At 62.3% G+C, this 19,773-nt stretch carries 13 protein-coding genes; 10 read left to right on the plus strand and 3 right to left on the minus strand.

Annotated elements, in window-relative coordinates; all coding sequences use genetic code 11:
- The first annotated feature begins 55 nt into the window (after nucleotides 1–55).
- The 3 genes from EA797_RS16750 to EA797_RS16760 are packed head-to-tail and all read left to right on the plus strand — an operon-like array spanning nucleotide 56 to nucleotide 9,758.
- The gene (locus tag EA797_RS16750; protein ID WP_122167240.1) at nucleotides 56–6,352 is read left to right on the plus strand and encodes a VCBS domain-containing protein; all 6,297 of its coding nucleotides are present in this window, start codon (nucleotides 56–58) and stop codon (nucleotides 6,350–6,352) included.
- Between the two features lie 2 nt (nucleotides 6,353–6,354).
- Complete coding sequence (locus EA797_RS16755) at nucleotides 6,355–7,656, plus strand: efflux RND transporter periplasmic adaptor subunit (RefSeq protein ID WP_122167242.1); 1,302 nt, start codon at nucleotides 6,355–6,357, stop codon at nucleotides 7,654–7,656.
- A 2-nt stretch (nucleotides 7,657–7,658) separates the two neighbouring features.
- The gene (locus tag EA797_RS16760; RefSeq protein WP_122167244.1) at nucleotides 7,659–9,758 is read left to right on the plus strand and encodes a site-2 protease family protein; all 2,100 of its coding nucleotides are present in this window, start codon (nucleotides 7,659–7,661) and stop codon (nucleotides 9,756–9,758) included.
- Nucleotides 9,759–9,770: 12 nt separating this feature from the next.
- Here the strand turns inward: EA797_RS16760 and EA797_RS16765 are convergent, their stop codons facing one another.
- Nucleotides 9,771–10,667 carry a peptidoglycan DD-metalloendopeptidase family protein gene (locus EA797_RS16765; protein ID WP_122167246.1) on the minus strand — a complete coding sequence of 299 codons (897 nt, stop codon included), beginning with the start codon at nucleotides 10,665–10,667 and terminating at the stop codon, nucleotides 9,771–9,773.
- Nucleotides 10,668–10,834: 167 nt separating this feature from the next.
- Nucleotides 10,835–11,749 carry a response regulator gene (locus EA797_RS16770; RefSeq protein WP_122167248.1) on the minus strand — a complete coding sequence of 305 codons (915 nt, stop codon included), beginning with the start codon at nucleotides 11,747–11,749 and terminating at the stop codon, nucleotides 10,835–10,837.
- Between the two features lie 181 nt (nucleotides 11,750–11,930).
- Between EA797_RS16770 and EA797_RS16775 the strand changes: the two genes are divergently transcribed.
- The 6 genes from EA797_RS16775 to EA797_RS16800 all read left to right on the plus strand — a co-directional run bounded on the left by EA797_RS16775 (nucleotide 11,931) and on the right by EA797_RS16800 (nucleotide 17,772).
- A complete protein-coding gene (locus EA797_RS16775) occupies nucleotides 11,931–12,716 on the plus strand; it encodes a universal stress protein (protein ID WP_122167250.1) in 786 nt (261 codons plus the stop codon).
- A 460-nt stretch (nucleotides 12,717–13,176) separates the two neighbouring features.
- Entirely contained in the window at nucleotides 13,177–14,385 is a 1,209-nt protein-coding gene (locus EA797_RS16780) for an ABC transporter substrate-binding protein (protein WP_122167396.1), read from the plus strand.
- A gap of 2 nt (nucleotides 14,386–14,387) precedes the next feature.
- On the plus strand, nucleotides 14,388–15,197 hold the full coding sequence (locus EA797_RS16785; RefSeq protein ID WP_122167251.1) for an ABC transporter ATP-binding protein: 810 nt from the start codon (nucleotides 14,388–14,390) through the stop codon (nucleotides 15,195–15,197).
- Nucleotides 15,190–15,900, plus strand: coding sequence for an ABC transporter ATP-binding protein (locus EA797_RS16790; protein ID WP_122167398.1), 711 nt, complete (start codon nucleotides 15,190–15,192; stop codon nucleotides 15,898–15,900). Before EA797_RS16785 ends, EA797_RS16790 begins: the two co-directional genes overlap by 8 nt.
- Nucleotides 15,900–16,787, plus strand: a complete 888-nt coding sequence (locus tag EA797_RS16795) for a branched-chain amino acid ABC transporter permease (RefSeq protein ID WP_122167253.1) — start codon at nucleotides 15,900–15,902, stop codon at nucleotides 16,785–16,787. Before EA797_RS16790 ends, EA797_RS16795 begins: the two co-directional genes overlap by 1 nt.
- A 1-nt stretch (nucleotide 16,788) precedes the next feature.
- A complete protein-coding gene (locus EA797_RS16800) occupies nucleotides 16,789–17,772 on the plus strand; it encodes a branched-chain amino acid ABC transporter permease (protein WP_122167400.1) in 984 nt (327 codons plus the stop codon).
- Between the two features lies 1 nt (nucleotide 17,773).
- Here the strand turns inward: EA797_RS16800 and EA797_RS16805 are convergent, their stop codons facing one another.
- Nucleotides 17,774–18,544 (minus strand): ParA family protein, encoded by a 771-nt coding sequence (locus EA797_RS16805; RefSeq protein ID WP_122167255.1) that lies wholly within the window; start codon nucleotides 18,542–18,544, stop codon nucleotides 17,774–17,776.
- Nucleotides 18,545–18,682: 138 nt separating this feature from the next.
- On the opposite strand from EA797_RS16805, the gene EA797_RS16810 reads away from it, so the two are divergent.
- Nucleotides 18,683–19,759 (plus strand): transporter substrate-binding domain-containing protein, encoded by a 1,077-nt coding sequence (locus EA797_RS16810; RefSeq protein WP_244214144.1) that lies wholly within the window; start codon nucleotides 18,683–18,685, stop codon nucleotides 19,757–19,759.
- The last annotated feature ends 14 nt before the right edge of the window (nucleotides 19,760–19,773 follow it).

A 19,773-nucleotide genomic window follows, 5' to 3' on the forward strand; every position in this document is an offset into this window, starting at 1 on the left:
TCTGATACGCAGGCCTGCCCACCTGCGTTTGAACCGCTGTGCATCGAGGTCCGACATGGCCGATAAAACCCGCACCACTTCTACCCCTTCCCGACTGGTACGTGCCCGCCCACGGCCACTGGCACTCGAGCAGCGCTTCGTCTTCGACGGCGCTGGCGCGGGCGATGCAGTCGATGCCACGCCCGGCCAGCCAGTCGCCGAACCGGCAACCGAAGCAGGCAAGGCGTCAATTGAGGTAGAGGTGGCACGACCCGCAGCAGCCGAGCGTCAGCCGGCCACAGAGCAGCCTGGCCTGTTCCGGGTTAGCGGCAACCATCCGACGCTTGATGAAGCGGCGGCTACCGCTGCCGAGCAGATTCGCCAGTTCCTGGCCCAGGCCAGTGATGCGCAGCTTTTCGAGCTATTCAACGGCGGGCAAACCACGCCAAGCGAACAGTGGACGACCGAGCTCGCGCGGCTGCGCACGTCGATCGCGGACGGCACACTGGAGATCGGCATATCGCTGCTCGATAACGCGCAGATCAAGGGCGCCTTGGCTGCCTATGCACCAGATGGCTCCGGCGGTGCGCCGGTCATTTTTCTCAACCAGGACTGGCTAGGCGTACTGGACGCGCAGCAGGTATCGCGCCTGCTGGTCGAGGAGTACGGGCATCATCTGGACCATCTGCTAAACCAGGGCGCCGACACCGCAGGTGACGAAGGTCAGCGCTTCGCCGCCAAGGTCAGCGGCATCGATACTGCGACCCCAGGTTTCGCTGGCGACAACGACCACTCCACCCTGCAGATCGACGGCGAGTCGATCAGCGTCGAGTTTGCCACCCTGACGTTCAGCAACGCTTATCAGGTGAACGTGGGGACTACCCCCGCCGGCAAGGAATCGAACAGCCACGATTTCGTCTTCACGGACCTCGGCCAGGTAATCGTCAACGATGCCGCCAACAGCCGCTTCTTCAGCGGCAACGACGTTTCGGCCACCGCGGTGACTATCGGCTCGACCACCTATTACGGCTGGATTAGCCGCCCAGTCAAAAGCGGCGGCGTGGTGCGCGGGTTCTATTTCTGGACCGACATGGACTTCACCTCGCTTGCCCTGGCCCAAGCCGATGGCAACCAGGACGGCGATAGCAATGTGGCGGACAACCGCGGCTTTCTGCTGGTGGTCGATCAGGCCTGGTTCAACAGCCTCGGCTGGAAGAACCAGGCGGCGAACCTCAAGAACGTCGGTTCGTCGTCCGACCGGGTCGACTCAGCACTCAACACTTTGGTCGGCGCAGAAGTGGCACCGGTGGCCGTGGCTGATATAGCCAACGGTGAGCCAGGCACAACCGGTGGTGCCGCGGTCGAAGCGGGGACGGGCACGCCTGGTAGCGCAGCGGTAGGCAACGTACTTAGCAACGACACCTCGGGCAACAGCAAGGTGGTCAAAGCAGTCGGTACCGGCGGTGCCGATCAGGCAGTCGCTGCCTCGACCACCTCACTCGCAGGTGGCACTGTGGTGGTCGGCCGCTTCGGCACCCTGACCCTGGGCGCCGATGGCAGCTACCGCTACGTGGTCAACGATGCCAATCCACAGGTCGACGCCCTGCGCAGTACCAGCGATACCTTGGTCGATACCTTCACCTACAGCATGGCCGATGCTTCGGGCAAGACTGCCACTACCACCCTCAGCGTGACCATCCGCGGCGCGAACGATGCCCCAGTGGCGAACAACGACTACAACACGGCGAAGGAGTCGATAGCCGGTTCGGGGCAGTACGGCGCTTCTGACACCAGCGGCAGCCAGGCGATTGGAAATGTACTGAGCAACGATACGGACGTGGATCGCTATGGGGAAACAAAGTCGGTAGTCGACCTGAACATCTCTGGTTCCGCAGTGGGCAGCACTGCAGCCACGCAGACCATCCTTTCCTTCGCAACCCTTCCCAGCAACGTCAGCGCAGGCTATTACGTTTTTAGCAATAACATTGCATTGAGGGACGCAAACGGAGTTCAAATTACAGTCTCCAGCATCGATTCAGTGGCAAAAACCTTTACTTTGAGCGGCAAGGTAGCCACGCCATCGCTAGCGGAAAATCAATCCCAGGTGCTGGGCTTCGCAAACAACGCATCAGGTAGCGCCGCGTATAAGGAAGCCACTATCAGCTCCAGCACAACCTCCGCTGGCCCGACGGTGAGCATCGCCACCTTTCAGGGGAACATCGCTGTAGGCATGACGGTGAATGGCACGGGACTGGCTACTGCCCCAACCGTCACCTCGATCAATTACAACGCCAGCGGAAACATCGTATCGGTCGTTCTCAGCCAGTCAGTCGCGATAACCAACCAAGCGCTCACCTTTGGCAGCAGCCAGAGCGCTGGCACTACCCTGGTGGGCCAATACGGCAGCCTCCTGCTCAATGCCGATGGCAGCTATACCTACACGCCTATTGCCAATAACCCCGCGCTAAGTGCGGGCCAGTCGGCAGTCGAGCGGTTCCAGTACACAATGCGCGATGCCGGAGGCGCCACCAGTAGTGCCAGCCTCTACATCACCGTGCTTGGCTCCGGCACTAACGACCCGAACGCCGTGGCGGACACGGCCTTGGCTACCGAGCGCGGAGGGATCGCTGACAGCGCTTTGGGCGTCGATCCATCAGGCAACCTTCTCGGCAATGACGGCGCCAACGGCGGCACCAACCAGGTCGTCTCGGCGCGCGCCTCAAGCAGCAGCGCCAGCACCGCGGTGAGTAGTAACACCCAGATCATCGGCCTCTACGGAAAGCTGACGCTGAATGCTAACGGCCTCTACACCTATGAGGTGGATAACAGCAACCCGACTGTCCAAGCGCTGCGCGATGCCAACACAACCCTGACCGACACCTTCATCTACACCATCGAGAACGGGCTTAGCGCTAATGGCGTGCGGCTGCAAGATTCCGCCACGCTGACCATCACAATCCGCGGCGCCAATGATGCGCCGGTAGCAACCGACACCAGCGCCACGGCAATCGAAGCCGGCGGCGTTAACAACGCCCTTGCCGGCTTCAACCCCAGCGGCAATGTGCTGGCTGCTGTCAGCGACCTCGACGACGCCCAGAGTGAGTTACGCGTGACCGCCGTGCGCCTTGGCGGCGTAGAGGGCGCCGGTAGCACTGGCGTTGTGGGGTCGTCACTGACTGGCCTCTATGGCTCGTTGACACTCACCGCCAACGGTCACTGGACGTATGTCGTCGACAACAGCAATCCAGCAGTCCAGGCCTTGAACCCAGGCGACACACTGCTTGAGCGCTTCAACTACACCGTCACCGACCGCAACGGCACCGGTCTGTCCGACATCGCCGTACTGTCCATCACCATCAAGGGCGCGGCCGACACGGTCGCGGTCAACAGCGTATTCGTCAACGAAGCCTCGCCCTATGCTGTGTTCACCGTCAGTGGCAGCGCCGGGGTAGCCGTTACTCTGGCATTGAGCGACTCGGGCCTGCCGACCAGTGACACTCTCGCCACCCTAACGGGCGCTAACGCCGATATCAGCGGTGCAATGGAGTACTTCAACGGCGCCGCTTGGGTGAGCTACACCCCCGGCGCCTCGGTGCTCATTCCCAGCGGCGACAAGTTATTGGTCCGCGTGGCCGTCAACCAGGACAATGTCCACGAAGGCAACGAATCATTCACCCTGATCGCCACTACTGGCGGCGGCGATAACGTAATTGGCATCGGCACCATCAACGATGAAGGCGAAGGCGACGTCTACCTGGGCGGTAATACCAGCGGCACGCCGGACGCGCCCGGCAGCGGCGGCTATCCGAGCCTGGACGACGACCGCCCGACGCTCAGTGTCGCCAACGTCTCGATTACCGAAGGAAGCTATGCCGAGTTCATCGTCAGCGTCGACAAGGCGGCGACAACAGCGATCAGCTTCAGCCCGGTGCTGGCCAGTGGCACGGCAAGTGTGGGCGTCGATACAGGGACGACCGAGCAGCTGGAGCGCTTCGACGGGAATGGCTGGGTGGTGGTCACCGGGCCGGTCAGCATCGCCCCCGGCGAGTTGTCAGTACGCCTGCGCGTTGCCACGTTGGATGACAGTTTCGTCGAGCAAACCGAGACCTTCAGCCTGCTTACCGGCTCGGTATCCGGCACGGTAACCAATCTGGCCGGCGCCGAGGGGATTGCGACCATCCTCGACAATGACATTGCGGCACCCAGCAACCGGGCGCCGGTAGCCGCCGACGACAGCCTGACCGCCACCGAGGACACACCCGCTACCTACACTGCCGTACAACTGCTCGGCAACGACAGCGACCCCGATCACGACTCGTTGAGCATCGCCTCGGTCACCAGTGGCATTGGCGGCAGCGTGGTTCTGAATCAGGACGGCAGTCTGACCTTCACTCCCGATGCCAATTTCAATGGTGTGGCCACCTTCACTTACACCGTGACAGACGGCAATCTGGTATCGAACACCGCGACGGTGAGCATTACCGTCGCGGCGGTCAATGATCCTGCCGTCATCGGCGGGGTCGACACCGGTTCGGTGACCGAAGACTTCAACGTCACCCAGGGCAATCTGACCTACAGCGGTACGCTGACCGTTGCCGACCCGGATGCCGGTGAAGCCGGCTTCCAGCCCACCGTCACCGCACCGGCCGGAACACTGGGCACCCTGACCATCACCACCACCGGCACCTGGACCTACAGCGTGCCGAACAGCGCGGTGCAGTACCTGAAATCCGGTGAAACCAAGGTCGAGACCTTTACCGTCAGCACCGTGGACGGCACCCAGCAGACCGTCAGCGTGACCATCCACGGCGTAAGCGACATAGCCGTTATCGGCGGCAACGCGGCGGGCGCAATGACCGAGGACCTCAACGTCAACGGACAGGGCAACCTCACCACCAACGGCGCACTCACCGTCAGCGACCCGGATGCCGGTGAAGCGGGCTTCCAGCCCACCGTCACCGCACCAGCCGGAACACTGGGCACCCTGACCATCGCCCCCAACGGCACCTGGACCTACAGCGTGCCCAACAGTGCGGTGCAGTACCTGAAATCCGGGGAAACCAAGGTCGAGACCTTTACCGTCAGCACCGTGGACGGCACCCAGCAAACCGTCACCGTGACCATTAGCGGCGTAAACGACGCAGCTGTATTCGCGCCAACCGGGCAGCAGGGCTATGTTCAAGAGGACACGCTGCTTACCTCGGAGGGCCAACTCAGCGTGACCGATGCCGATCTGGATGAGGCTGTGTTCGTGGCCCAATCATCCACCAGAGGACACTATGGCGACTTCAGCGTCGACGTGGGTGGAAGCTGGCGCTATGTATTGGATAACGCCAACCCGGTTGTCCAAGAGTTGGCAACGGCCGATAGTCGCAACGATACATTCACCGTAACAACTCGTGACGGTAGCACTACGGCAGTAATCATCACCGTGCGTGGTTTAGACGAGCCCCTTTTGACGACACCGCCGCTGCCGCTGCCGCAGCCAGTACCTGCACCTATGCCAGAACCACAACCAGCACCGCAACCACAGCCGGCACCGCCGCAGCCAGCACCCCGACCAGAACCCGTGCCAGAGCCCGTACCGCCCGCCCCACAGCCGCAGCTCGTGCCACCGGCCGCGGTCACGCCACCGCAACCTGATGCTCCATTGCCTGTTCCGCCCCCTCTGGCTCCGGAGTCAGTCGCTCCACCTGCTCCGCCGGTGCCGTTCGATACAACGGTAGCACCAGCCAATACGCTAGCCGCACCGGCCGCGGTCGCGGCACCACTTATTGCCGCTCTGCAGAGCCGCGACCTGGACCTGGCAATGAACAGCCGATCCAGTTTCTCTGATGTGTATACCCAACGGGCTGGCTTCCGGATTTTGGTGATCGAAGCGCCGCAGCCACGCCTAAGCCAATATCACGGCGTAGCAGATCAATACGCCGACGCTGGTATCCAAACCAGCTTCTCGGTGCCATACGACGCATTTGCTCACACAGATCCGAACGAGCGCATCCTGCTGAGCGCTACCCAGGCCAATGGCCAACCCCTGCCTGCTTGGGTGCGCTTCGATCCGCAAAGCGGCAAGTTCGAGCTCAAATCACCGGCAAACTACCGCGGGGAAATAACCATCAAGGTCGTGGCACGCGACAGTCAGGGCCGCGAAGCCAGCTCGCTGTTCCGCTTCAACGTGGGGGACCGCAAGACCAGCGACGCCAGCGACGCCAGCGACGCCAGCGGCAGAACCACGTTGTCCGATCAACTTCGTCAGGCGGTCGGCCAGCGCCCGGTCAAAGCGCTCGAACGGGCAATGTCCAGCACCGGATCAGAACACGCCCAGACCGAACGCGGCTCGCGCGACGTTCGGCCGGGTAACAAGGCAGGTTGAGCATGGATCGTTCGCCCCTGGCGGGCCTACTGGAGCTTGGCCGCCAGGCTCGGCAAGCAGAGTCACTGGCCGAGCTGCAGTTCCTGCTAGTCAATGACAGCCACACGCTGCTGCCCTACCGACAAGCAGCACTCTGGCTCGCGGGCGGCGTACGAGCCCTATCCGGCGTGGTGCAGATCGAAGCCAACGTACCCTATGTGCTGTGGCTAGATGCACTTTGCCGGCATCTGGCGCAGACGCCGGAGGCGCGGATAATAGCCCACAACACCCTCCCCGAAGCGCTCGCAAGCGACTGGAACGAGTGGCTGCCAGATCAAGCGATATGGGTGCCGCTCGGCGATGACGGCGGCGTACTGTTTGCCCGCGACCTGCCCTGGCGCGAGAGCGAAGTCGCGTTGGTGGGCGAATGGGCTGGCATCTGGCATCACGCCTGGCAAGCGCATCAGTCGCCGAAACGCTGGAGGGGCCTGAGCCGCCGCACAAAGCCGAACACCACGCCCTCGCGCCATCGCTGGTATTGGGCGCTGGCCATAGGCTTGCTCGTGCTGATCCCGGTGCGGCTGACGGTGCTTGCGCCCGGCGAACTGGTGCCGGCCAATCCGGCGCTGATCCGCGCTCCGCTGGAGGGCGTTATCGACACCTTTCATGTACAGCCAAACGAAACAGTGCGTCAGGGCCAGCCGTTGTTCGGCTTTGACGAAGCGCTGATCCAGAACCGCCTCGAGGTGGCGCAACAGGCACTTGCCACTGCTGAAGCCGAATACCGGCAGACGGCCCAGCAGGCGTTAGCCGACCCACGCGCCAAAGCACAATTGGCCGTGCTCACAGGACGCATCGAGGAGAAACGCACCGAAGTAGCCTTCGGCACCGATCAGTTGAGCCGCGCCCGAGTGCTCGCGCCACGGGACGGCATCGCGCTGTTCGACGACCCATCCGAATGGATAGGACGTCCGGTGGCAATCGGCGAACGCATCATGCGCATCGCAACACCGCAGGATGTAGAGGTCGAAGCCTGGGTGCCCCTGGCCGATGCCATCCCGCTGGCCGAAGGCAGCCGGGTCGCATTGCATCTAAACGCCAGCCCATTGGCCCCGGCCAGTGCGACGCTGCGCTACTTCGCCCACGATGCGGTGGAGCGATCTGACGGCGGCTATGCCTACCGTGTGCGTGCACGATTGGACGCACCGACCGAGCACCGTGTCGGCCTCAAAGGCACCGCCCGTTTCAGTGGCGGCTGGGTGCCGCTGGGGTATTGGGCCCTGCGCCGGCCACTCGCCAGTTTGCGCGCTATGATCGGCTGGTGAAGATGACTTGGCCTTTGCTACGAGAGGAGCTGGCGTTGCTGCCCGGCCCGAAGCTGGCTGACGGCCAGCCGAGCTGGACGCTGCATGACCCTACTCGCAATCGTTTCTTCAGCATCGACTGGTTGACGTTCGAAGTACTGCGCCGTTGGTCGATAGCCGACGCTGAGGCCATTGCCGAGAGCGTCAGCCAGAACTCGACCCTGAGTCTTAACACCGACGATGTCGAACAGGTATCGCGCTTTTTAGGCGAGAACCAACTGCTGCAGACACGACCCGGCACTGCCCGCCAGCAGGCCGAGCGCCTGAGCAAGGTCCGCGGCAGCCGCTTCAAATGGCTGCTGCATCACTACCTGTTCTTCCGAGTGCCGCTGGTGCGCCCGGATGCCTGGCTCGGCCGTTGGCAGAGTTTGGCGACCCTTTTTAGCAGCCGCAGCTTCGCCTTTCTGACGCTGGCGGCACTGCTGCTCGGGCTGACTCAGGTGGCCCGGCACTGGGAGAACTTCACCGCATCGCTGGTGAATACCTTCACCTGGAGCGGCCTGGCCGCCTACGGTTTGGCACTGATCGTGGTCAAGCTGCTACATGAGCTGGGCCACGCCTTTACCGCCAAGCGCTACGGTTGCAGGGTCCCGACGATGGGCGTGGCTTTTCTCGTGCTTTGGCCGATGGCCTATACGGACACCAACGAGACCTGGCGCCTCACCAGTCGCTGGCAGCGCCTGCGTATTGCTGCCGCCGGCATCGTCACCGAGCTCGGTGTGGCGGCATGGGCAACGCTGGCATGGGGGCTGCTGCCCGACGGCGAGCTACGCTCCGCCGCATTCGTGCTGGCAACCACCAGCTGGATAGCCACGCTGGCGATCAACGCCAGTCCTTTCATGCGCTTCGACGGTTACTTCATTCTCTCCGATTGGTTGGACATGCCGAACCTGCACGAACGCAGCTTCGCCCTGGCCCGCTGGAAGCTGCGCGAATGGTTGTTCGACCTTGGCGAGGAGCGCCCCGAACGCTTTTCACCTGGAAAGGAACGGGCACTGATCATCTTTGCCTGGATCACCTGGGCATATCGCCTCGTGGTGTTTCTCGGCATTGCCGTACTGGTCTATCACTTTGCGATCAAGGCCGTCGGCATCCTGCTGTTCGTAGTCGAAATTGCCTGGTTCATCCTGATGCCCATTCGCCAAGAGTTACGTGCCTGGCAGCAACGCTGGCCAGCGATTCGCCGCCGCCGGCGCAGCCTGTTGAGCCTCCTGTCGCTGATCACACTGATCGGTTTGGCAGTGCTACCTTGGCCAGGCCGGATCAGCGCCAGCGGCATGCTGACTCCGGTAGCGGTTTGGCCCGTGCATGCGCCAGGCCCTGCCCAATTGGAGGCCATGCCTCATGCGGAAGGCGCGATCGTCGAGGCCGGCGAACCGATAGCCCGGATGGTCTCACCTGCCCTACTTGCACGTCGCCAAACAACAGCGGCACAAATCGAGCGATTGCGCTGGCTCGCGGCGTCGGCCGGCTTTGGCAGCGACTCGCGAAACCGCCTGCAAAGTACGCAGGAAGAGCTGGCAACGGCCGAGGCCGAGCTTGCCGGCCTGGACCGTGAGCTGGCCCGCTACGAGCCCCGCGCGCCTTTCACCGGCCGCCTCTATGATGTCGATCCGGACCTCCACCCGGGCCAATGGCTCACTGACAAGGAGCGCCTGGCCCTGTTGGTCGGCGACAAAGGCTATCGGGTTGAAACCTATCTCGATGAAGAAGCGATCAAACGCATCCAGCCGGGGAACACGGCGCGATTCGTCAGTGATGGCGGTGAAGGCGCGGTACTACGCCTGCAGGTCAGCCACGTTGACATCGATACCACCCGAGTCCTCGACGACGGGCGCCTTGCAGCCCAGAGTGGCGGCCATGTATTGGTTCGTGAGAGACGTGGCCAGCTTATACCCGAGCAAGGGCTGTATCGGGTGACGCTGGCGGTGGAATCACCGATCGGTGCGCTGGCCGGCCAATCCTGGCGCGGCACCCTGGTGATTCATGGAGAGGCGGAGTCGCTGGCCGGGCGTTACCTTCGCAACGCCCTTAGTGTGCTTTTGCGCGAAGCGGGCTTCTGATTTAGGCCGGTCTCAATCGCCACCGACGGCGAAGTTGGGAAGACTGTTCACCGGCTGGGCGAAATCGAAAGGAATGGATTCAACGGCCAGTCCCACGTTGCGCTGGACCACGAAGTGCAGGTGTGGGCCAGTGCTGTTGCCGGTGTTGCCCGAGCGCGCGAGCAGGCTGCCGGTTTCGATGCGCTGGCCTTCGCGGACGTTCACCGATCCCTTCATCAGGTGCAGGTAAACGCCCATGGTGCCGTCATCGTGCAGCACTCGAACGAAATTACCGGCCGGGTTGTTACCACGCCCGGTCTGTTCATTCTCGATCTTCACTACCATGCCGCCGCGCGCTGCCACGATCGGCGTGCCTTCGGGCATGGCGATGTCAGCGGCGTAACGGCCTTTCGGCGTGAAGTGGCTGTATTTGCCGTTGGCACCCTGAGTAAGGCGGAAGGGACCGCCCCGCCAGGGCAACGGGTAGCGGTAGGGTTTGGGCAGCATGCGCGGATCACCCAGCGCGTGACGCAGCTTGGGCGTGTACTTGAGTGGCTTGGATGAGTCGAGCGGCGCGAGTGTTGCCAGTCGGATCTGGCTGCGAGGAGGCAGCACCCAGCGGATAGGTTTGTCCGGTGCGCCGACGGCGTTGTGTACGCCGGTCAGTTTGAGTTCGATATCCACTGGCGCAAACAGATCATTGCGCACCACCAGGGTCTCACCGCCGGCATGTTTGCGGGTTTCCAGCTTCACCTGCGTGTCGAGCTTCTCGACCATTCGGTCGCTGAAGGTGAACACCTTCGCGCCCGGTGCGGCCTGGTCGCTGTAGGTGACCACGCCGTTGGCGTCAGTGTATTTGTAGATGGTCAGCGCCGACGCGGACGACGCTAGCCAGAACGACCCGAGAACGAGAATGATGCGCCACGACATAACGGCAGACTTCATAGGGTTATGCAGTAAGAGGGCTGCAGACTAGCAGCGCAACGGAGCACACGCGAGCCACCGACCGTCGGCCTGTGAATTTGTTCCGGCAGCAGCGCGAGGTTTCGGATGAGCGGAGTGTCGTTCAGCTGAGCAAGGGGGATAGGCGCCCCGGTTCACGCGCCTGGTACGAAGTGCCGTTGTGCTGTGCCTCGCGCGATGAGGCGCGAGAGGTAGTCGAGTTTCTGCGGGTCGCGGTCGACGAAACGGAAGGTCAGCTGCAGCCATTCGCTGTCTGGCTTCGGCTCAACGGCCGCAACGGCGTGCAGGTAACCGTTGAGGCGCGCTACCTCACCGCCTTCGCTCTGCTCAAGATCGAGCACGGCACTTTCCAGCACCTGCGGCAAGGTCTCGCCACGCCTGACCACCAGCAAACCTTCCTTGAGGCTCAACGCCTTGATCACGCAAGGCAGCGTACCCGATGCCAGGCGCAGCTGACCTTGCCCACGTCCTGAATTCGCGGCGGCGGCCGCAGCTGGTTTGCCGGCCGGAGGTCGGATCAGAGGCGACGCTGCAGCAGGCGACGGCGCATTAGTGGCAGCGGGCTTGACGACGTCGGCCTTGCCTCCCGTCAGTGCCGCGAGCGAGTCATTGGCCATCCCTGTATTGGTCGGGCGGGCAGGCGCGCTGGCGGCCAGCGCATCGAGCTTGCCGGCCCGGCCCAGCGCCTTGCGCACCTTGGTGGTCAGCTGTTCGTTGGAGAACGGCTTGCCGATAAAGTCGGAAACCCCGGACTGGATAGCCTGGACCACGTTTTCTTTGTCGCCACGACTGGTGACCATGATGAACGGGGTGGTCTTGAGCTTGTCTTGGGCACGGCACCATGTGAGCAGTTCGAGACCGGACATTTCCGGCATTTCCCAATCGCAGAGGATGAGGTCGAAAGAATCCCGATCGAGCATCTGCTGGGCCTTGCGCCCGTTCACGGCGTCTTCGATGCGAATTCCCGGGAACTGGCTGCGCAGCCCCTTCTTGATCAGATCCCGAATGAAGGGCGCGTCATCCACCACCAATACACTGACTTTGCTCATCACTCGCTCCTGCTTGAATGGTCGTCAGCATAGCGTTAGCAGCCCAACGAAAAAAGCATTCCGGATCAACGCGCAGAAATGCGCCGCCAGCCTGAAACGTAGAGCTCCGTGCGTCATCACCACAGATCAGTTCATGCGCGGCATACTGCGCCAATCCACTTCCGCTATCGCGAGGCTCCAGATGGTTCAGCATATCCTCGTCGCCCATGACCTCAGCCCTGATGCTGACTTGGCCCTGGCCCGCGCGGCTCGACTGGCGCAGCAGGCCAGGTCCAGGCTAAGCGTGTTGCACGTTCTGGAAGGCGATGCTGACGAGCGGAACGCGCGTACCAAGTTGCATGCAGCACTCGAACAGCACGCGCCTGGTCAGCAGCAGCTCTGGATCCGACAGGGCCGCGCCGCTGACGAAATTCTCACTCAGACGGCGGGTCTCGAGGCCGATCTGTTGGTGATGGGCCGCCATCATCGCTTGTCCCCGCAAGGGTTCGCCGGCACGACCCTCGAGCAGGTACTGCAAAGCTGCCCTGCCCCGCTGCTGCTTGCGGTCGCCCCGATTGCGCCGTACTCACGTGCGCTGGCTGCGCTGGACTATTCGGGCTGCGCCAGCCGCGCGCTGCAAACGGCATGGGGGCTGCTGTCGGCAACTGGCGAACTTACGGCACTGAATATCCATGAAACCTCTGAGCTGCAGCAGCCGGACGAATCGGAGCTGTCGCTGCAACGGGAGCTGTTCGAACAACTGGTCGCCGACCTGCGTGCAGACCTCGGCGAGAACGATCGTCAACTTCATAGCAGCCTTCGCTACGGTGAGCGCAATAACTGCCTGGATTCGGCCATCGCCGCAGTACAACCGCAGCTTCTCGCACTCGGCAGCCACAGCCGCGGCGAAATCAGCGACGCATTGCTCGGCAGCTTGACGCGGCAATACCTCGACCATCCTCCCTGCGACATTCTCATCGCACGCTGATAACAGTGCGGGACCTCATCATGTCGTTTGGCCCCGAAGGGGGCTAGCCTGCGCCGCTCAGCCGCTGGGCTTCCTGTGCCGGCTTTTGCCGTTGCCTGGTCATCGCAGCGGCGCAGTTGCGTCTGCCTGATCCCCTGCTACGTTTAGTTCTACAAAACAATAACAAGAAGAACCCTATGCCAGCTCGATCCCTGTCGCAGCCTCCGGCGCTCATCGACTGTCGGCGCCAGCTCCACACGGCGCATCACGCTTATCGAAACGACCCCTTTCTCAACCTTAGCCATGTCAGGGCCGTGGGTTCTTTAGTGCGCGTTTTTGACAGCACTGCGTCATCCAGCCACCGGCGCATCTCTACCGGGCCAAGCAGCCAGGCGACCGAAACCATCCAACCGTTCAGTGCGCAGACAGGCCGCATGCTTCGCCCTGCCTGCGCTCAACCCCAGCAAGGAGACAGGCGATGATGAAGCTTCTGGCATTGGCAACGGCTACCCTGGCCGCAGCAACCGCGCTACCGGCGCTGGCAGCGGAAATTTCCGATGGCAAGGTGAAGATCGGAATCCTCAACGATCAATCTGGCGTGTACGCCGACTTCGGCGGCAAATGGTCATTCGAAGCGGCGAAAATGGCGGCGGAAGATTTCGGCGGCAAGGTTCAAGGGGCAGCCATCGAAATTGTCACCGCCGATCATCAGAACAAGCCGGACATCGCATCCAACATTTCCCGCCAGTGGTACGACCGCGAGCAGGTGGACTCCATCATGGAGCTGACCACCTCGTCCGTGGCGCTGGCCGTGCAGGGCATCTCCAAGGAAAAGAAGAAGATAAATCTGGTGACCGGCGCAGCCACCACGGAGCTGACCGGCAAGCAGTGCTCGCCGTATGGGTTTCACTGGGCCTATGACACTCACGCGCTGGCGGTGGGCACAGGCGGTGCGCTGGTTTCTCAAGGCGGCAAGAGTTGGTACTTCCTGACTGCAGACTATGCCTTTGGCTACTCGCTGGAGGAGCAGACCAGCAAGTTCGTCCAGGCCAACGGCGGTGAGATCAAAGGGTCTGTGCGCCATCCGCTGGCGACCAACGATTACTCCTCTTTCCTGCTGCAGGCCCAGTCGTCCGGCGCTGAGGTCATCGGGCTGGCCAATGCGGGGCTGGATACCGCCAACGCCATCAAGCAGGCCGCGGAATTCGGCATCGTCGCCAGCGGCCAGCGCCTGGCAGCGCTGCTCTTCACCCTGTCCGAAGTTCACGGCCTTGGGCTGGAAGCCGCTCAGGGGCTGACGCTGACCGAGAGTTTCTACTGGGACCGTGACGATCAATCGCGCGAATTCGCGCAGCGCTTCTTCGAGCGTACCGGGCGCATGCCGAACATGGTCCACGCGGGGACCTATTCAGGCGTGATGCAGTACCTCAAGGCAATCGACAAGGCCGGGACAGACGAAACCGAAGCAGTGGCCAAGGCCATGCACGAGATGCCGGTGAACGACCTGTTCGCCCGTGACGCCAAGGTCGGAGCCAATGGTCGCCTGATCAGCGACGTCTATCTGATGGAAGTGAAAAAGCCGGACGAGAGCGAGAAGCCCTGGGATTACTACAAGGTGCTCGCCACCGTGCCGGGCGATGAGGCTTACATCAAGCCCGCCGACAGCGGCTGCGACCTCGTGAAGCAATAAGCATGTCGGCCAATAGCAGAAAAGCTGAAAGGTCGGCGGCAGCGCCAGCGACAGACGAGCACTCGTCTGTCGTACTCTCGGCGCGCGGGTTGCGCCGGGATTTCAAGGGATTCGTCGCCGTCAACAATGTCGACCTGGACGTGCATCACGCCCGCGTTCACGCGTTGATCGGGCCCAACGGCGCCGGCAAAACCACGGTGTTCAACCTGCTGACCAAGTTTCTGCAACCGTCTAGCGGCACCATCACCCTGCTTGGCGAAGACATTACCCGCGCGGATCCGGCCAGGGTGGCACGCATGGGGCTGGTGCGCTCATTCCAGATTTCGGCCGTCTTCCCGCACCTGAGTGTGCTGGAGAACGTGCGCGTCGCCCTGCAGCGGCCCGGTGGGCTGGCGACGCAATTCTGGCTACCGCTGCGCTCGCTGAATCGGCTAAACGACAAGGCCATGGCGCTGATCGAGTCGGTCGGCCTGGCGGATGCCTGTAATAGCCCGGCCGCAGACCTGTCCTACGGTCGCAAACGGGTGCTGGAGATCGCCACGACCCTCGCGCTCGAACCCAAGGTGCTGCTGCTCGACGAGCCGATGGCAGGGATGGGCCACGAGGACGTGCACATCGTCTCCGACCTCATTCGCGAAGTGGCCCGCAGCCGGGCGGTGCTGATGGTCGAGCACAACCTGAAGGTCGTCGCAGACCTCTGCCACCAGGTGACTGTGTTGCAACGCGGGGAGATCCTCACGTCTGGCGATTACCGCAGCGTGAGCCAGGATCCTCGCGTGCGCGAGGCTTACATGGGGACCGATGATGAGTGAAGCGAAGCCGCTGCTGAGTGTTCGCGAACTCAACGCCTGGTATGGCGAAAGCCACGCGCTGCACGGGATTGACCTGGAGGTGCGCCAGGGTGAGACGGTCACCCTGCTCGGCCGCAACGGCGTGGGCAAGACCACGGCGCTGCGCTCGATCATGGGCATCATCCGTAAACGCTCGGGCACCATCCATTTCGATGGCCACGACATGATGCGCGTACCGCTGCATCGCGCGGCCCACACCGGTATGGGCTTCGTGCCGGAGGAGCGCGGAATCTTCGCGACGCTGACCGTCGACGAAAACCTCAATCTGCCACCCATCATCGCCAAAGGCGGCATGAGCACCGTCGAAATCTATGAGCTGTTCCCCAACCTGAAGGAGCGCCGCAACAGTGCCGGGACCAAGCTGTCGGGCGGCGAGCAGCAGATGCTCGCCATCGCACGCATCTTGCGAACCGGAGCGAAACTGCTGCTGCTCGACGAGCCCACCGAGGGCCTGGCACCGGTCATCGTTCAGCGCATCGGCGACGTGTTGCTCACGCTCAAGCAGCGCGGCATGACCATCCTGCTGGTGGAGCAGAATTTCCGTTTCGCCAGCAAGGTCGCCGATCGGTTCTATCTGGTTGACCACGGCAGGATCGTCGACAGCTTCGACGTCAGCGAACTGCCAGACCGCATGTCGCTGCTCAACGAAACCCTGGGGGTCTGATGACGGAGATCTTCGGCGTGCCCATCCAGGCCTTTCTCGGCCAGCTGCTGATCGGGCTGATCAACGGCTCCTTCTACGCCATGCTGAGCCTGGGCCTTGCAATCATCTTCGGGCTGCTCAAGGTGATCAATTTCGCCCACGGCGCGCAGTACATGATGGGAGCCTTCGCCGGTTACCTGCTGCTGGCGGTGCTGGGCATCGGTTACTGGCCGGCGTTGATCCTGGCGCCGTTGATCGTTGGCCTTGCCGGCGCGGCGGTGGAGCGGCTGGCGCTATCGCGCCTGTACAACCTCGATCACCTCTATGGCCTGCTGTTCACATTCGGTTTGGCGCTCGCGCTCGAAGGCGCCTTCCGCTACTACTACGGCTCATCCGGTCAGCCCTATGCGGTGCCGAGTCTGCTCTCTGGCGGCTACAACCTGGGCTTCATGTTCCTGCCCAAGTACCGGGCGTGGGTGGTCGTGGCATCGCTGCTGATCTGCCTGAGTACGTGGCTGCTGATCGAAAAGACCAAGCTCGGCTCCTACCTGCGCGCCGCCACCGAGAACCCCACCCTGGTACGCACCTTCGGCATCAACGTGCCGCTGCTGCTGACCTTCACCTACGGCCTCGGCGCCGGACTGGCGGGGCTGGCCGGCATTCTCGCAGCGCCCATCTATCAGGTCAGCCCGCTGATGGGTTCGAACCTGATCATCGTGGTCTTTGCGGTAGTGGTGGTAGGTGGCATGGGTTCGATCCTTGGCGCCATCATCACAGGTTACATGCTCGGCATCCTGGAAGGCCTGACCAAGGTGTTCTACCCCGAGGCATCCAATATCGTGATCTTCGTGGTCATGGCGATCGTGCTGCTCGGGCGTCCAGCGGGCCTGATGGGAAGGGATGGCTGACATGCAGCAAGCTACCGCAACGGCCGCAGCGAAGCACAAGCGCTGGAACGCCGAGACGCTACTGATCCTGCTCGGCGTCGCCACGCTGATCCTGGCGCCGCTGTACTTCTATCCGGTGTTCCTGATGAAGGTGATGTGCTTTGCACTGTTCGCCTGCGCCTTCAACCTGCTGCTGGGCTACACCGGTATTCTCTCGTTCGGTCATGCAGCCTTCTTCGGTGGTGCAGCCTATTTCACCGCCCATGCAGTGAAGGAATGGGGCCTCACGCCCGAGCTGGGCATACTCGTCGGGGTCGCAGGGGCTGCGGTGCTGGGCCTGGTAATCGGCTTTCTGGCAATTCGGCGGCAAGGCATCTACTCGACGATGATCACCCTGGCACTGTCGCAGATGTTCTTTTTCTTCTGCCTGCAGGCGCCCTTCACCCACGGCGAAGACGGCATTCAGGGCATTCCCCGCGGGCATCTGTTCGGTCTGATTGATCTGAAAGAGCCGCTTAACATGTATTTCTTCGTGCTGACGGTGTTCGTACTCGGGATGCTGGCTATCTGGCGAATCATCAATTCCCCGTTCGGCATGATCCTCAAGTCGATCCGCGAAAACGAGAACCGTGCGATATCCCTCGGCTATTCAGTCTCACGCTACAAGCTCGGCGCCTTTGTCATGTCGGCGGCACTGGCAGGGCTGGCCGGAGGACTGAAGGCACTGGTGTTCCAGTTCGCCACGCTCACCGACGTGAGTTGGCAGATGTCCGGTGAGGTGGTGCTGATGACGCTGCTTGGCGGGATCGGCACCCTGGTCGGCCCGGTTTTCGGTGCCGCACTGGTAACCAGCCTTGGCAACTATTTCGCTACGTCCGAGCTGCCGGTCACCCTGGTCACCGGCATCATTTTCATGGTCTGTGTGCTGGTGTTTCGCCGCGGCATCATCGGCGAGCTGTATGCCTCGCGCCTGGGCCGCCGAATCGAACGCTCACGTGAGGACTGAATCAACTGCCCTCCAGATGCCCGTGCAACTCTACGAACTGCTGGGTCAGCTTATGCCTGGGGTCGAAATGAATCAGCGGCATGCAGACCTGATGGGACTCCCGCATCCTCACCGAACTCATCAGGTGAACGGGCAGTACCGGCAACCCTTCAGCCAGTAACTCGTCGATCATCTGTTGCGGCAGAGCGGCCCTGGGCTGGAACTGGTTGACGATGATGCCCTCGACCTGGAGCCCTTCGTTGTGGTCTTCCTGCAGTTCTTCGATCTCGTTCAGCAGGCTGTATAGCGCCTGGCGGGAAAAGCTGTCGCAGTCGAAAGGGATCAGGCAGCGGTCAGCCGCGATCAACGCGGACACTGTGAAGAAATTCAGCGCAGGCGGCGTGTCGATGTAGATGCGTTCGTACTCTTCGGAAAGGCTTTCCAGCAGTTTCCGCAGCTTGTTGATCTTGTGCTTGGCTTCGAGCTTGGGCTGCAGGTCCGCCAGTTCCGCGGTGGCGGTGATGATGTGCAGGTTCTCGAATTGCGTTTCGGTGATTGGGGGGCGCGCCTTCTTGCCCGCGGCTCCTCCGGTCAGCACCTGTTTGAAGTAATCGGCGATGCCGGTGGGCAGCGACTCGCCCGTAAGCCCGGTGAGATAATGGCTGGAGTTGGCCTGAGCATCGAGATCGATCAATAGGGTGCGATAGCCCTGCTCGGCACTCACCGCTGCCAGATTGCACGCAATGCTCGACTTGCCGACGCCGCCTTTCTGATTGAACACCACCCTTCGCATGCTCCGCCCTCGCTGTCTGTTTTGATCTGGAGTCTATACAACGCAGATGGCATTGGGGCTACTGCTTGCCTTTCCCAAGCTCCCTGCGCCGGACACCGCTTTGCTACCCTGCGGCAAAAACAAGCACAGGAGTCGCTCGTGACCAAACCCCTGCTTTCCCTGCTGCTCTGCTTCCTGGCATACGCATCGGTGCCCGCGACCCTGGTCGCACAAGAGCGCCAGCAGGCGCTGCGTGTGGGTATCACCGAGGTTCCACCCTTCGTAATCCGGGAGGCCGACGGCAGCTGGAGCGGTATCAGCATCGAGCTGTGGCAACGGATCGCCGAGCGCAACGGCTATCGTTACGAACTTTTACCGATGCCCTTCGACAGACTGTTGCCGGCACTCGAGGATGGGCAGCTGGACGCCGTAGTCGGTGCGCTGACCATGACCGCCGAACGGGAAACGCTGATCGACTTTACCCATCCTTTCTACCGCACTGGCCTTGCGATTGGCCTTCCGGCGCAGACGAGCGGTGGCTGGAGTGCGCTTCGGGCCTTGTTCTCGTGGCAGTTCCTGAGCCTGGTGATCGGTTTGGCAGCGCTGCTTCTGCTGGTAGGCGCAGCGCTCTGGCTGTTCGAACGCCGACGCAACAGCGAACAGTTCGGCGAATCATCCGTACGCGGCCTGGGCAATGGATTCTGGTGGGCGGCGGTCACCATGACCACCGTGGGATACGGCGACAAGGCGCCCGTTACGCTTGGCGGACGGCTGATCGCGATCATCTGGATGTTTGCCGCGCTGGTCATGGTGTCGACCTTTACCGCAGCGGTGACGACCACATTGACGTTGGGCAATCTGCAAGGCGGCTTGCAGGGTCCGGAGGATCTGAGACGGGCTCATGTGGCAACCGTAGTCGGCACCGTCAGTGAGGCCTATCTGGATAATCAGCGCATTCGCGCCAGTCGTTATCCTGACCTGCGCCAGGCAATGCTCGCGGTGCAGTCAGGTGAGGCCGAAGCGGTGGTCTACGATCTGCCGATCCTGCAATACCGTAATGGCGAGCTGGACAAAGGCGGGCTGCGCCTTCTCCCGGGCACCTTCGACAATCAGTCCTACGCTTTTGCCGTACCCAGGCAGAGCCCGCTACGCGAGCCCATCAGCCAGGCTGTCCTGCAGATTACCGGGGACAATTCATGGCAGCAGATCCTGCAGCGCTACCTGGGTACGCCCTGATGCCCAGACGTTTG

This window comes from Stutzerimonas zhaodongensis, from assembly GCF_003696365.1.
Lineage (GTDB): Bacteria > Pseudomonadota > Gammaproteobacteria > Pseudomonadales > Pseudomonadaceae > Stutzerimonas > Stutzerimonas zhaodongensis.